Consider the following 13,168-nt stretch of genomic DNA (forward strand, 5'->3'; position numbering starts at 1 on the left):
AATTCTCCTTGATTAAAATTGCACGCATTATATAACTTTAGTCTAGTATTGTCAAGTTTTATAATGATTAAATACTAAGATTTTCTAAATCTTTCAAACTAAGATATTTAATGAGTAGTTTTGGAAACATTATAGAAAATTTAAGAAATTTTATAGAATCTTTAGTTTTATTTAGTCTTTATATTTGATATAATGTAAGCTATTTATCTCAATTTATAAGGGGTGGTATATGAAAGATAGAATCGTTGTTGCAACAGATTTTTCAAAAGGTAGTTTAACAAGCTTGACAAAGGCAATGTATTTGGCAAAAAAAACAAAATGTTCGCTTGATGTTGTGCATATTGTGGAGTATTCCATTTTTCACGATCCAAAAAAAGATAAAAAAGCTGGAAGACAAGCATTAGCAAAGTTTATTGCGGATCATTTTCCAAAATTAGAAGTGGAAGTTTCACAATTTTGCTATGTGGGCACAATCCACAAAGAAATCCATAAGCACGCAAAATCAAGAGGTTGTCGCTTGCTTATTATTGGTTCTACTGGAGAAACACAGCATTTAACAGAAGTATTGTTGGGTTCTGTGGCAAAGCGCATTATAAAAAAAGCTGAAATCCCTGTGCTTATCACTAAAGATGAATCTTTGCCAGATTATGCAAACATTTTTTCGCCAACAGATTTTTCAGAAGATTCCTTAAAAACTGCAAAGGCAACACGCAAATTTTTCCCAGATGCAAATTTAATTTTTTATCATATGATAGCACGCCCTTTTGAATTGCGTTTAGGACACTATGGTGCTGATGATGAGCAAATCTCAAGTTTTAACAAAGAATCTGAAGATAATGCAAAAGAAGTGTCAAGAAAGTTTCTAAAAAACTTTGATTCTAAAAGTGAAGTGGTGTTAGATAGTGGCATCTTATCTTACACAAGATTATTAAGTGTAGCAGAGAGCAAGAATGCTTCTTTAATCGCGCTACCAACAAGCGGAAAAATCAGCTTTTTTGCCTTAGATGTCTTACAAAACTCTCATATAGATGTTTTTATCTGCAAATTTTAAGACAAATTGGAATCGCAAAAAGCGATTCCATAATTTCTTGCTGTGTTATTAACAGTTCCTTTATTTTCTACCCTTAAAGAACGCCTTGTTTTATTTGTGTTTTTAGTTGCTGTGTGTTGTGTCGCGCTTGGAGTTAAATTTTATCAATTTCATATCTTAAAATCCCAGCAAACACCACAAGTTAAAGCAGAAGTTTTATTGCAATACACAAAAACAAAAAACAATAAAACCTATTTTGTCTTAAAGCTTAAAAGTGATTTTGGAATCTTTTATACTACAACTTATGAAGATTTGCGCGATATTAGATACAAGCAAGTCTCTTTGCGTGTTGTGTTTAAAAATGTAGGATTTTTAGAGTTTTTAAAAGGCTTTTATGCGCCAAGTTTTAGCATAATTTTATTGAGAGATTCTAGCTTAGAGCTAAAAGAGAGTTTGCGTCAAAATGTTTTATCCCAACACAATACGCAAATTATGGGGGAGTATTATTTAGCACTTTTTCTAGCAGATAGTTTGCCAAAACAATGGAGAGATTTAGCGCAAAGCTACGGGATTGCGCATATTTTTGCAATTTCTGGGTTTCATAGTGGGATTTTAAGCGCAGTTGGATTTTTTCTTTTAGGATTTTTATATAAGCCTTTGCACGAAAGATTTTTTCCTTTTAGAAATTTCTTTTTTGATGTGGGTTTTCTTGTGGTGATCTTGCTTTTAATGTATTATTTAATCCTTACACAATCGCCATCATATTTGCGTGCTATTACAATGAGTGTTGTGGCGTTTTTTATGCTGTGGAAAGGGATTGATATTTGGCGGATTGAGATGTTGTTTTGGTGTGTTTTGGGGCTACTTGCGTTTTTCCCGCAATTATTATTTTCTGTGGGGTTTTATTTCTCTTCTCTTGGAGTGTTGTATATTTTTTTGTTTTTTAAGTATTTTAAGATTCCAAAAGGTGTGTTAAATAGGTTGTTTTATGGAATCCTTTTAAACGCTTCTACCTTTTTTCAGATGGGGATTATTGTGTATTATTTCTTTCCGCCTTTTTCTCCTATTTCACTGCTTTCTCTTGTGATAACACCGCTATTTAGCCTGTATTATCCCTTGATTTTGTTTGCGCATTTTTTGGGTTTTGGTGGAATCTTAGATTTTCTTTTGTTAAAATGGCTAGAGATTCCAACGCACACAATTTCTCTAAATCCGGGATTTTATGCGTTTTTAATCTGCAATGTTTTAAGTCTTTTAGCAGTGAAATACAAAGGAGCATTTTTGGCACTTCTAGCATTAAATCTTGTGTATTTTTGCTATGGAGTGTATTTGTATTTTTATGCGTTTTAGGCTAGAATTTGCCATTTTAAGTTTAAGGATTTTTGCGTGGATACCATAATTTCTAAAGTCAGCAAAGGGCTTTTTGCGATTCTGCCTTTTTTGTTATTGTTTTGGATTTTTTCTTTTGTTTATGATTTTTGTGCAAAAATCTTTTATTCTGTGTTTGGAATCACAAATGCAAATTTATTCATCACGCTGTTGATTTTTGTTTTAAGTGTTGTTTTGCTGTATTATATTGGGCATTTGGTGGATAAAAACAAAGAAGTTTTACTCATTAAGGTTACAGAAGTTATTATCGGTAGGATTCCGCTAGTTAAGAGCATTTATTCTGGGATTAAAGAAGTGCTAAATATCTTTTCTGGCAAAAACAAAGATGGCTATTTAGGGGTTGCGTATGTAGATGTTGGAAATATGGAATTGCTTGGCTTTATCACAAAAGAAGAAGATGAGGCGTTTTGGGTGTTTGTGCCAACAACTCCAAATCCTACTTCAGGTTTTGTGCTAAGAATCCCAAAAGATAAGGTTAGAATATCGGATTTATCCGTGAGTGAAGGCTTTAAAAAAATCATTTCTTTAGGTGTAAAATAAGGAAGTTTATGCAGGTTTTGCAAAAGATTAAGGATTTTAGAGAGCTTGTAATGTTTGAGCATAGTATTTTTTCTATGCCCTTTATTTTTATTGCAATGGTTACAGCAGCACAAGGCTGGTTTGGCGTTAAACTGCTTGTGTTTGGAGTGATTGCAAGCGTGAGTGCTAGAAATTTTGCAATGGCGTTTAATCGCTTGGTAGATGTAAGATTTGATGCCACAAATCCACGCACAAAAAATCGCCCAAGTGTAGATGGTAGAATCTCTAAAAAGGCAATGTTAGTTTTTATTCTTGCTAATGCGTTAGTTTTTATAGCAATGGGATATGTGATTAATCCTTTGTGTTTTTATCTCTCTTTTCCAATTTTGATGATTTTAGCAAGTTATTCTTTAATGAAGAGATTTTCTAGTGCAGCACATTTGGTGCTTGGACTCTCTTTAGGGCTTGCACCTATTGCTGGAGTTGCAGCAGTTAGCGGAGAGATTCCATTGTGGAGTGTGTATTTATGCTCTGGTGTGCTTTTTTGGGTAGCTGGGTTTGATTTGCTCTATGCTTTGCAAGATATAAATCACGATAAAAGAGAAGGATTATATTCTGTGCCAAGTGTGTTTGGCGTGCAAAAAACTCTTTGGATTTCACGAATTTTTCACGCATTAACGCTTGTTTTTTGGGCGTTGTTTATTAAAGAAGCTAATCTTGGGTTTTGGATGTGGATAGGGCTTTTAGTGGCTTTTGTTGCATTGTGTTTTGAGCAGTATTTAGTGTCTAAAAATTTTGAGCATATCCCGCGTGCGTTCTTCACGGTTAATGGTTATTTGGGGATTGCATTTTTGGGATTTTGTATTATGGATTTTATTGCTAAATAAATGGAGAATTTATGGAAAATTTTGCAAAAAGTCGATTGATTCAAACATCGTTAAATATAGAATATGAGGCGGTGCATAATAATGCAGAAGCTTTTGTGGAAGAATTTAATAAACTCACTCAAAGTGATGAAGACCCTATTGGAGAATGGTTGCGTTTAACGCGCGCTAAAAAGGGAAATTTGGAATCGGATAATGTAGTAATTTTAGAATTACTTGTAGAAATTTATAGAAAAATAGAATCCCTTGAAGCGCGTATTAGTGGAGATAAAAAGAACTATGTAGCTCTAAAAAACAAAGGGAGTATTAATACAATTGGACATAGTTGCTTTGCGCTTAAAGATTCCAACCTTTTAGAAAATACGCTTTATTATGGTAGAATAGAGCTTCCAACTTTTCCTACGCGCATTGTCCCAGTGTATTTTGTGTATCATTCTTCGCTTGCGTGGATTGAGCAGATTCATGGGCGTGATGAAGTAGAATGGGATAGCTATGTTGCAAGTAAAGAGCGCGCATTGATTCGCTCAATTAAGAATAGCAAAAAGGCAGAGAATGGATAGTGAGATAAATATTATGCTTTGGGGTGGGATTGGGATTGGCATTGCTTTTATCCTGTTAGTTGTATATTTGTATCTAAAAGAGAGTGAAAGCACTAGGCGTGCTAGGCGTTATGAAAAATCTATTGAAGAGTTAAATAAAGAAATCTATCGTTTAACAAAGCGCATCAAAGAACAAGAAGGGGAGCTTGAACGCTTTAAGATTAGCATTAAAGCACAGATTTATCAAGATACGCGCTTGGAGATGAAAAATTTGTTAGATACAAATTTAAGTGCGCAAGTCGCTCCGTTGCGTAATGATATGGAATCTATAAAAGCACAATGGCAAGGAACAAAAGGTGTTTTAGAGAATTTAGAGCATTTAGAAAACAAAGTATTTTCGCTTGAGGATAGAATTAAAGAGTTTGCTTATACGCCTACAAGCTCTACAAATATTGATGAAGGGCGGATTATTGCGATGTTTAAAGATGGTTGGAGTGTGGATTCTATCGCAAAGGAATTGCGTATTGGCAAGGGTGAAGTAGAATTTACTCTAAAATTTGCTAATCTAAGCTAAGGGGTAGAAATGGAGTTTCGTGTCCCTGCAACAAGTGCGAATTTGGGTCCGGGCTTTGATAGTTTGGGATTGGCACTTAAGCTGTATAATCGTTTTAGTATAAAGCCTGCTAAAATCACTTCTATCCAAATTCATGGCGAAGGCTCTAAAAATCCAAAATTGCGCGTGGATAATGTGTTTGTTAGAATTTTTAATGAGCAGCTTAAAAAACTTACAGGTTCTACATCGCCTTTTAAATTTGTTTTTGATAATGCAATCCCTATTTCTAGGGGTCTTGGTAGCAGTTCAGCAGTTATTATTGGTGCGATTTCAGCAGCATTTAAAGTCGCACAAGTGCCTTTTGATAAACAAAAAATTATCAATCTTGCCTTGCGTTATGAATCCCACCCAGATAATATTACGCCTGCTTGTATGGGAGGTTTTAATGTCTGTATGTTGGCAAATCGTGATAAAGAAGTGCGTTTTATCAATCAATCTTTGCCCAATAGTATTGCTGCTGTTGTTGTGATTCCAAATCAATCTACTTCTACACATCTTTCACGCCAAAGCCTACCTAAACGCTATTTTCAAAAAGATGCTGTGTTTAATCTCTCGCACGCAAGCTTGCTATCAAGTGCGTTTATAACAGGGCGTTTTGATCTGTTGCGTGAGGCAAGCCAAGATAGATTCCATCAATTTTATAGAATGAAGCAAATTCCGCTTCTTTTTGAAGTGCAACGCACTGCTTTGCAAAATGGTGCGTTAATGAGCACGCTTTCAGGTAGTGGCTCAAGCTTTTTTAATTTGTGCTACGAAGAAGATAGAAAGCATCTTTTTGATGTGTTATCTAAGAAATTTTTTAAACTGAAAGTTTTAAGCTTGGAGTTTGATAATGATGGTGTGTTCTTTGAGAGTTTAGAGCATCTTGATGATGAATTTAAGTTCTAGTTTGCTATAATGAGAGTTTATGTCTAGTCCGGTTAGAATGTGTGTTGTGTGTAGGGGGAGATTTCCACAAGATTCCTTATTTCGCTTGCAATATCAAAATTCTAAATTGCAAGTGTTTGAAGGTGTTGGCAGGAGTTTTTATGTTTGCCAAAGCTGCCAAAATGCTCCAAAATTGAACGATCACATTATAAGAGTTTGTAGATTGGATAAAAAACACAAAGAGATCATTAAATCCGCATTAAAGGAGATTTTTTTATATGGATAAAATCCGTATTAGTCAAATTGCTAAAGAGTTAAGTAAGACAAGCAAAGAAGTCTTACAAAAAGCTGAAGAGCTAGGTTTTGAGGTGAAAACTGCTTCAAGTGCTGTTACAGCCACTGAAGCAGATGTTCTTTATAACTACATTTTATCAGGTGTTCTTCCAGATACAGGCAAAGAAAGTTCTAAAAAAGTTGCAACTAAGGAATCCAAAAATGATTCCAAAAAAAATGTAAAAGAGAGTGCAAAAAAAGCTAGTATAGAAAAGGATTCTAAAAAGCCAAAACCTTCTACACCAAAGGCTACTAAACCCACAAAGGATTCTCCAAACAAAGCATCACTTAAAGAAAATGTGTTAGACAAACAAGAATCAAAAGAAACATCACAATCTAAAGCAAGCGATACACAAAAAGAACCTAAAGAAGAGGTCTTAATGGATGCTCCAAAAAAGGAATCTAAAGAAGAATCTAAAGAAGAATCTAAAGAAAATTCAGCAATCAAACGCACAGGATTAAGAATTGTCAAAAAGCGCGATTTTAAGACGGAATCTAAAGAGATAAAAGAACCCCAAAAGCAAGAGCGCAAGGAATCTCCACGCACTTTGCAAGATTTGTTAGGGAATTTAGAGGATAACCCAACACAGCAAAAGAAAAAGAAAAAAGAAAAATCAAGCCTGCAAGCTAGCAAGAATCTTGGACAGCAAAAAATGGACTTGCTAGACAATAGAGAGTTTCAAAGTATGCACGATGATGATGAAGAAGATGGAATCATTTTGTTTGATTTAAGCGTGCAAGATGAACGCGATATGGACGAAGAAGAAAACGAACGCAAGACAACAACGGAGCGCATTAAAGTGCAACGCCACAATCCTTTTATGGAGCAAGGAAGCACAAGACGTTCTAGTCGCAAAAAAGCTCCAAAAGTTCAAAAAACCCAAGAAACAATAAGTGGTATTGTGAAAATACCAGAAGAAATTCGTGCTTATGAGTTTGCAGAGAAAATTGGCAGAACCACAGGAGAAGTGATTAAAGTGCTATTTAGCCTTGGAATGATGATTACTAAAAATGACTTCTTAGAAAAAGATGCTATTGAGATTTTAGCAGAAGAATTTGGTGTGCAAGTGGAGCTTTTAAACACTGCTGATGAGCTAGATTATACACAGCTGCACGCAAATGAAGATGAAGTGGAGCATTTAATCACGCGCGCTCCTGTTGTTACAATTATGGGGCATGTAGATCACGGAAAAACCTCTTTGCTAGATTATATTAGAAATACTAAAATTGCTTCAGGTGAAGCAGGAGGCATCACGCAACACATCGGTGCTTACACGATTAGCAAGGGTGATAGAGAGATTACTTTTATTGATACGCCCGGACACGAAGCATTTAGCGAAATGCGTGCTAGAGGAGCTTCTGTTACAGATGTGGCAATTATTGTTATTGCAGCAGATGATGGGGTAAAACCACAAACCATTGAAGCGTTAAACCATGCAAAAGCTGCAAATGCTCCTATTATTATTGCGGTTAATAAAATTGACAAGCCTGATGCAAACCCAGATAAACTCAAAGCAGAGGCTGCTGAATTAGGCTTCACGCCACTTGAGTGGGGTGGAGAATATGAGTTTGTGCATATTTCTGCAAAAACAGGAGAAGGGATTGATGATTTATTAGAAACAATTTTACTTCAAGCAGAAATTTTGGACTTAAAGGCAAACCCAAATCGTCCTGCGCGTGCTATTGTGATTGAAAGTAGCTTAGAGAAAGGCAAAGGTCCTGTTGCAACACTTATTGTTCAAAATGGAACACTAAAGGTTGGAGATAGCATTATTGCGGATACAGCCTTTGGTCGCGTAAGAGCAATTAGTGATGATTTAGGGCGTTCTATCTCTCGCATTACACCTTCTGGTGTTGGTGTGATTACGGGTTTAAGCGAAGTGCCGCCAGCAGGTTCTGTGCTTCTAGCAGTAGAAAATGACACGATTGCTAGAGATTACGCACAAAAGCGTGCCGCGTACTTGCGTCAAAAAGAGCTTTCACATTCCACAAAGGTTTCTTTTGATGAGTTAAGCTCGATGGTTGCACTAGGACAACTAAAAAGCCTACCAGTGATTATTAAAGCAGATACGCAAGGGAGTTTAGAAGCAATCCGTGGAAGTTTAGAAAAACTTCAAAATCAAGAAGTTAAAGTTAATATTATCCATAAAGGCGTAGGTGGTATTACAGAGAGTGATGTAACGCTTGCTGGGGCTAGCACAAATTGCGTGATTTTGGGTTTTAATGTCCGTCCAACAGGAAGCGTTAAAAACAAAGCAAAAGAACTTGGAATAGAGATTAAAACCTATTCTATTATTTATGCTTTATTAGATGATATTAAAGCCTTGCTTGGCGGACTTCTCTCGCCTGTTATGGAAGAAGAAAATACAGGGCAAGCAGAGGTTAGAGAAACATTTACTTTAGCAAAGGTTGGTACAATTGCAGGCTGTTTTGTTACAGAAGGCACAATTCAGCGTGGAATCAAAGTGCGCTTAATCCGCAATGGCGTGGTGATTCATACAGGAAATATTGCTTCTTTAAAACGCTTTAAAGATGACGCAAGAGAAGTTGCTAAGGGCTTTGAATGCGGAATTATGCTAGAAGATTATAATGATATTCAAATTGGCGATGTGTTTGAAACCTATAAAGAAGTAGAAAAACAAAGGACGCTTTAATGCTAAAACTTGCACGCACACAATCTCTTTTAAAAGAGATTTTGCCTAGTGCTTTAGCAAATCTAAGTGATACGCGCATTAATGCTTTAAATATTGTTGATGTTCGCTGTTCGCGCGGAAAATATTCTGCTGAAGTATTTTTAAGTGCGCCTTTTGCCACAGAAAAAGAAAAAGCAGAGATTTTAAAACAGCTAAAAAAGGCGCATAATTTAATTAAAGAATTTTGTTTGGAAGAAACAGGTTGGTTTCGCTGTCCTAACTTTAAATTTATTTTTGATGGGAGCTTGGAGAGAGAAACTCACTTAGAAAAAATCTTTGAAACCTTACAAAAAGAGCGTGAAAAAAAGGAATCTAAATGACAATCTCTCTAAATTTAGAAGAAAAAATCAAAGCCTTAGTGGAAAGCTTGGGCTTTGGATTGTATGATGTTTTAACCTTAAAAGAAAATGAAAACCAAATTTTACGCATTTGCATTACAAAAAATATGGAATCTAAAAGCGTAAGCCTTGATGATTGCCAAGAAGTGAGCCTTGCGCTCTCTCCCTTGCTTGATGTAGAAATGCCAGATTTTGAGAAGTATTACTTAGAAGTTAGCTCTCCTGGGATTGAGCGTGTTTTAAAAACCTTAGCGCATTATCAAGGCGCAATTAATGAACTTATAAAAATCAAAACATTTGAAGAAATTGCAGGTAAAAAAGAGTTTAAAGGCAGACTAGTAAGTGTTAGCGAAACTGCACTTGTGTTAGAAAACCACATAGAGATTCCACTAAAACTCATTAAAAAGGCGCAAACTTATTTTGAGTGGTAAGCAATGCTAACACACGCCTTTTATTTAGATCTATGCTTACAATGTGCGTGGAGTGAGCAGCTAAAAACACTTCCAAATCCTGCTGTTGCAGCCTTAGTGTTGGATAAAAATGGAAAAATTTTAAGCCTAGAATCCCACAAAGAGTGTGGCAAGCCGCACGCTGAAGTTCTAGCTTTGCAAAAAGCTTATGCGATTTTAAGTGGCGATTATACAATTCTCTCTTTAACAGACTCTAAAGCAATCCATAACTATCTTTTAAAAAATGCGATTCTAACTTTTAAGGACACAACACTTTATGTAACCCTAGAACCTTGCAGCAGTAATAAAAAAGGGCAAACTCCATCTTGCGCCTCTTTACTAAAAGCCCTAAAGCCAAAATGCGTTATCATTGCCACTAAAGATTGTAACAAAGACGCAAAAGATGGAGCGCAAGAGCTTTTAGAAGATGGGATTTGCGTGGTTAAAGCGTGGGAAGAGAAAGACTTACAAGAATGTTACAAAAGAGCAAATGCGCTTTTACTCCCATTTAACGCTCTGCAAACTCAAGGTAAGTTTATGTTTTTTAAATACGCAAGTAGGCTTGATGGCAGCATTGATGGTGGGCAAATCAGCACACGCCAAGCACAAAGTCTAATGCATAATTACCGAACCAAAGCAGATGTGCTGTTGATTTCTGGGGAGAGTGTGCGCGTGGATAATCCACGTCTTGATACACGCTTTGCAACTTTAGAGCAGAGAAATCCAAATGTAGCAATTCTAACACGCCAAAAAGATTTTCCAAAAACCGCGCCTTTATTTAAAGTTCCAAGTCGAAAAGTAGAGATTTTACACTCCTTAGAAGAGGTAAAATCCTTGCGCGGGTTTATCTTTTGTGAGGGTGGTGTTAGGCTTTTTAATGCGCTAAAAGATGAGATAGATTTAATGCTTGTGATTTTAAGTCCAAGCTTCAAAAAGGATTCCAATCTTACAATGTCGTTAGATGCGGATTTTAAGCTTTTACATAGCACACAAGTCTCAAACGATATTTTTCTATGGCTAGCAAAAATTTAGATTCCATATTTTATGTTACAAAATGTAATAAAATATAAATATGTTACTAAAATACACTACTTATAATAAATATTTATAAAATATATTCTTTTAAATCTGTTTATTTATGGAATTTTTGTAACATTATAGAAACTAAATTACAATTTGTAAGGAGTGTTTGATGAAAAAATCTATGGAGCAATCCATTAAAGAGTTTAAAAAGTTTGTTTCATTTAGAAACAAGGTTGCATTGTGGTTGTCTGCTGTTGTTTTAGTTTGTTATTATGTTTTTGTGCTTAGTATCGGACTTTTTCCAGAGATTTTAGGATACCGCTTAGGACCAAGCTCAATCACGCTTGGCATTATGGTTGGAATTTTTTTGATTGTTTTGTGTATTGTCGTAACAGGGCTTTATACGTTTTTTGCAAATCAGTATTTTGATAAACAGCAAGATGAGATTTTGCTTAATTTAGAAGAAAGTGGAGCATTGGAGGATTTGAAAAATGGTAAAAAATATTAAACTAATTTTTGGAATATTGTTTGGTATGAGTGTCGCAAATGCGGCAGGTTTTGATGTGGGTAATGTAACACAAAATGCGTTTAATCCTATTGCTGTAACAATGTTTTTAGTGTTTGTGGCCGGAACGCTTTTGATTACTTATTATTCTAATAAAAAAAGTCAAAGTGCTAGTGGATTTTATACTGCTGGTGGAAATATCACAGGAATGCAAAATGGGACAGCGATTGCTGGAGATTTTATGAGTGCGGCAAGTTTTCTTGGGATTACAGCACTTGTTTTTACAAATGGTTTTGATGGATTGATTTATTCTATTGGATTTCTTGCAGGTTGGCCTATTATTTTGTTTTTGATTGCAGAAAAATTTAGAAATCTTGGTAAATTCACCTTTGCTGATATTACTGCATATCGTTTAAACGCAAAGCCAATCCGCGTAATTTCAGCAATTTCAGCATTGAGTGTGATCGTGTTTTATCTCATTGCGCAAATGGTAGGTGCTGGACAGCTTATTCAACTTTTATTTGGACTTCCTTACACGGTTGCTGTTGTGTTTGTTGGAATCTTAATGATTTGCTATGTTGTCTTTGGCGGAATGCACGCAACAACTTGGGTGCAAATTATTAAGGCGATTTTATTGCTTGGTGGAGCAACTTTTATGGCAATTATGATTTTGTATTTGACAAAGTTTGATTTAACTTATTACTTTGCACAAGCAGTGCAAAATCATCCAAAAGGTGAAGCGATAATGTTACCGGGCGGGTTTTTACCAGATACAATTTCTGCATTATCTTTAGGGCTTGCACTAATGTTTGGAACAGCGGGATTGCCACATATTTTAATGCGTTTCTTTACCGTAAAAGATGCTAAAGAAGCTAGAAAATCTGTTTTTTATGCGACAGGTTTGATTGGATATTTTTATATTTTAACTTTTATTATTGGATTTGGAGCGATTGCTTTATTGCTTGGCAATCCACAATTTACAAACACTGATGGAAGCTTTAATGGAATCTCAAATATGGTGGCAATTACATTAGCGCAAGCCATTGGTGGGGATTATTTCTTGGGATTTATTTCTGCAGTTGCATTTGCTACGATTTTAGCAGTTGTTGCAGGGCTTGCAATTTCTGGGGCTGGAGCAATTTCTCACGATTTGTTTGTAAATGTTTGCAAAGATGGACAATGTGATCCAAAACTTGAGATGAAAGTTACAAAAATCGCAACAATAGGAATTGGAATCTTTGCAATTATTTTGGGTATTATTTTTGAGAATCAAAATGTAGCATTTACTGTAGGGCTTGCCTTTGCGATTGCAGCGAGTGTGAATTTTCCAATTTTGCTTTTAAGTATTTATTGGAGAGGATTGACAACAAAAGGTGCATTTTGGGGTGGATTAATTGGACTTATAACGGTTGTTACAATGGTTCTTCTAAGTCCTAGTATTTGGGTAAAAAGCTTTGGTTTTACAGAAGCAATTTTCCCTTATGATCATCCAGCACTCTTTTCAATGCCATTAACTTTTGTGTTAATTTATTTGATATCAAAACTAGATCATAGCGAACGCGCAAAAATAGATAGAGCAGGATTTGATGCACAAGATTTCCGCGCACAAAGTGGTGTTGGAATTAGCGAAGCAGTAGCGCATTAGATGCTTTAATGGACTTCTAAAGATGGAATCTAAAATGGATTCCATCTTTCTCTTTTTATGCTAAAGATAAAGTTCAAGTTGATTGATAATTTTAAATTTACTAAATTTGAACTAAGAGGCAGGGTTTAAAATTTTTATTTCTTACCTTTTTGGGCTGTCTTATTTGTAAAATAAAATTCTAAAAAATTTTGAGAAAGTTGGAATCTAAAAGTGTTTGGTTGGGCTTTATAAAAAGTAAGAACGATAAGTAATTTAAGCCTTGGTGGTACGCCCAAGAGGATTCGAACCTCTGACCTACGGCTTAGAAGGCCGTTGCTCTATCCAGCTGAGCTATGAGCGCA

The 13,168-nt window shown here is 35.5% G+C and carries 14 protein-coding genes and 1 tRNA gene; 14 read left to right on the forward strand and 1 reads right to left on the reverse strand.

The window, feature by feature from the left end; genetic code table 11:
* Window positions 1–229: 229 nt before the first annotated feature.
* From Q0358_RS06435 to Q0358_RS06500, 14 genes are all read left to right on the forward strand, one after another.
* Entirely contained in the window at window positions 230–1,051 is an 822-nt protein-coding gene (locus tag Q0358_RS06435) for a universal stress protein (protein WP_299549049.1), read from the forward strand.
* A gap of 42 nt (window positions 1,052–1,093) precedes the next feature.
* Window positions 1,094–2,380, forward strand: coding sequence for a ComEC/Rec2 family competence protein (locus tag Q0358_RS06440; protein ID WP_299549052.1), 1,287 nt, complete (start codon window positions 1,094–1,096; stop codon window positions 2,378–2,380).
* Window positions 2,381–2,416: 36 nt separating this feature from the next.
* Window positions 2,417–2,959 (forward strand): DUF502 domain-containing protein, encoded by a 543-nt coding sequence (locus Q0358_RS06445; protein WP_299549055.1) that lies wholly within the window; start codon window positions 2,417–2,419, stop codon window positions 2,957–2,959.
* 8 nt (window positions 2,960–2,967) lie between these two features.
* On the forward strand, window positions 2,968–3,825 hold the full coding sequence (gene mqnP / locus Q0358_RS06450; RefSeq protein WP_299549058.1) for a menaquinone biosynthesis prenyltransferase MqnP: 858 nt from the start codon (window positions 2,968–2,970) through the stop codon (window positions 3,823–3,825).
* A gap of 11 nt (window positions 3,826–3,836) precedes the next feature.
* Window positions 3,837–4,382, forward strand: a complete 546-nt coding sequence (locus tag Q0358_RS06455; RefSeq protein ID WP_299549061.1) for a hypothetical protein — start codon at window positions 3,837–3,839, stop codon at window positions 4,380–4,382.
* A complete protein-coding gene (locus Q0358_RS06460; protein WP_299549064.1) occupies window positions 4,375–4,935 on the forward strand; it encodes a hypothetical protein in 561 nt (186 codons plus the stop codon). The genes Q0358_RS06455 and Q0358_RS06460 overlap by 8 nt, the downstream gene beginning before the upstream one ends.
* 9 nt (window positions 4,936–4,944) lie before the next feature.
* Entirely contained in the window at window positions 4,945–5,862 is a 918-nt protein-coding gene (gene thrB / locus Q0358_RS06465; RefSeq protein ID WP_299549067.1) for a homoserine kinase, read from the forward strand.
* A 19-nt stretch (window positions 5,863–5,881) separates the two neighbouring features.
* A complete protein-coding gene (locus Q0358_RS06470; protein ID WP_299549070.1) occupies window positions 5,882–6,127 on the forward strand; it encodes a DUF448 domain-containing protein in 246 nt (81 codons plus the stop codon).
* Window positions 6,120–8,828 carry a translation initiation factor IF-2 gene (gene infB / locus Q0358_RS06475; protein ID WP_299549073.1) on the forward strand — a complete coding sequence of 903 codons (2,709 nt, stop codon included), beginning with the start codon at window positions 6,120–6,122 and terminating at the stop codon, window positions 8,826–8,828. Before Q0358_RS06470 ends, infB begins: the two co-directional genes overlap by 8 nt.
* On the forward strand, window positions 8,828–9,187 hold the full coding sequence (gene rbfA, locus Q0358_RS06480) for a 30S ribosome-binding factor RbfA (protein WP_299549077.1): 360 nt from the start codon (window positions 8,828–8,830) through the stop codon (window positions 9,185–9,187). Before infB ends, rbfA begins: the two co-directional genes overlap by 1 nt.
* Entirely contained in the window at window positions 9,184–9,636 is a 453-nt protein-coding gene (gene rimP, locus Q0358_RS06485; protein WP_299549080.1) for a ribosome maturation factor RimP, read from the forward strand. Before rbfA ends, rimP begins: the two co-directional genes overlap by 4 nt.
* 3 nt (window positions 9,637–9,639) lie before the next feature.
* Window positions 9,640–10,686, forward strand: coding sequence for a dihydrofolate reductase family protein (locus Q0358_RS06490; protein ID WP_299549083.1), 1,047 nt, complete (start codon window positions 9,640–9,642; stop codon window positions 10,684–10,686).
* Window positions 10,687–10,846: 160 nt separating this feature from the next.
* Window positions 10,847–11,185: a DUF485 domain-containing protein gene (locus Q0358_RS06495; RefSeq protein ID WP_299549086.1), complete on the forward strand. Its 339-nt coding sequence runs from the start codon at window positions 10,847–10,849 to the stop codon at window positions 11,183–11,185.
* Complete coding sequence (locus Q0358_RS06500) at window positions 11,169–12,827, forward strand: cation acetate symporter (RefSeq protein WP_299549091.1); 1,659 nt, start codon at window positions 11,169–11,171, stop codon at window positions 12,825–12,827. The genes Q0358_RS06495 and Q0358_RS06500 overlap by 17 nt, the downstream gene beginning before the upstream one ends.
* Before the next feature lie 263 nt (window positions 12,828–13,090).
* Here Q0358_RS06500 and Q0358_RS06505 read toward each other — a convergent pair.
* A tRNA-Arg gene (locus Q0358_RS06505) sits at window positions 13,091–13,167 on the reverse strand.
* Between the last annotated feature and the right edge of the window lies 1 nt (window position 13,168).

Source organism: uncultured Helicobacter sp., from assembly GCF_937893305.1.
Classification (GTDB): Bacteria; Campylobacterota; Campylobacteria; order Campylobacterales; family Helicobacteraceae; genus Helicobacter_D.

Excerpts from the sequence above, each read along its gene's own strand:
- rimP (WP_299549080.1), top strand. The coding sequence starts at position 9,184 with ATGACAATCTCTCTAAATTTAGAAGAAAAAATCAAAGCCTTAGTGGAA.
- Q0358_RS06495 (WP_299549086.1), top strand. The coding sequence starts at position 10,847 with ATGAAAAAATCTATGGAGCAATCCATTAAAGAGTTTAAAAAGTTTGTT.
- mqnP (WP_299549058.1), top strand. The coding sequence starts at position 2,968 with ATGCAGGTTTTGCAAAAGATTAAGGATTTTAGAGAGCTTGTAATGTTT.
- Q0358_RS06460 (WP_299549064.1), top strand. The coding sequence starts at position 4,375 with ATGGATAGTGAGATAAATATTATGCTTTGGGGTGGGATTGGGATTGGC.
- infB (WP_299549073.1), top strand. The coding sequence starts at position 6,120 with ATGGATAAAATCCGTATTAGTCAAATTGCTAAAGAGTTAAGTAAGACA.
- Q0358_RS06470 (WP_299549070.1), top strand. The coding sequence starts at position 5,882 with ATGTCTAGTCCGGTTAGAATGTGTGTTGTGTGTAGGGGGAGATTTCCA.
- rbfA (WP_299549077.1), top strand. The coding sequence starts at position 8,828 with ATGCTAAAACTTGCACGCACACAATCTCTTTTAAAAGAGATTTTGCCT.
- Q0358_RS06490 (WP_299549083.1), top strand. The coding sequence starts at position 9,640 with ATGCTAACACACGCCTTTTATTTAGATCTATGCTTACAATGTGCGTGG.
- Q0358_RS06455 (WP_299549061.1), top strand. The coding sequence starts at position 3,837 with ATGGAAAATTTTGCAAAAAGTCGATTGATTCAAACATCGTTAAATATA.
- thrB (WP_299549067.1), top strand. The coding sequence starts at position 4,945 with ATGGAGTTTCGTGTCCCTGCAACAAGTGCGAATTTGGGTCCGGGCTTT.
- Q0358_RS06500 (WP_299549091.1), top strand. The coding sequence starts at position 11,169 with ATGGTAAAAAATATTAAACTAATTTTTGGAATATTGTTTGGTATGAGT.
- Q0358_RS06435 (WP_299549049.1), top strand. The coding sequence starts at position 230 with ATGAAAGATAGAATCGTTGTTGCAACAGATTTTTCAAAAGGTAGTTTA.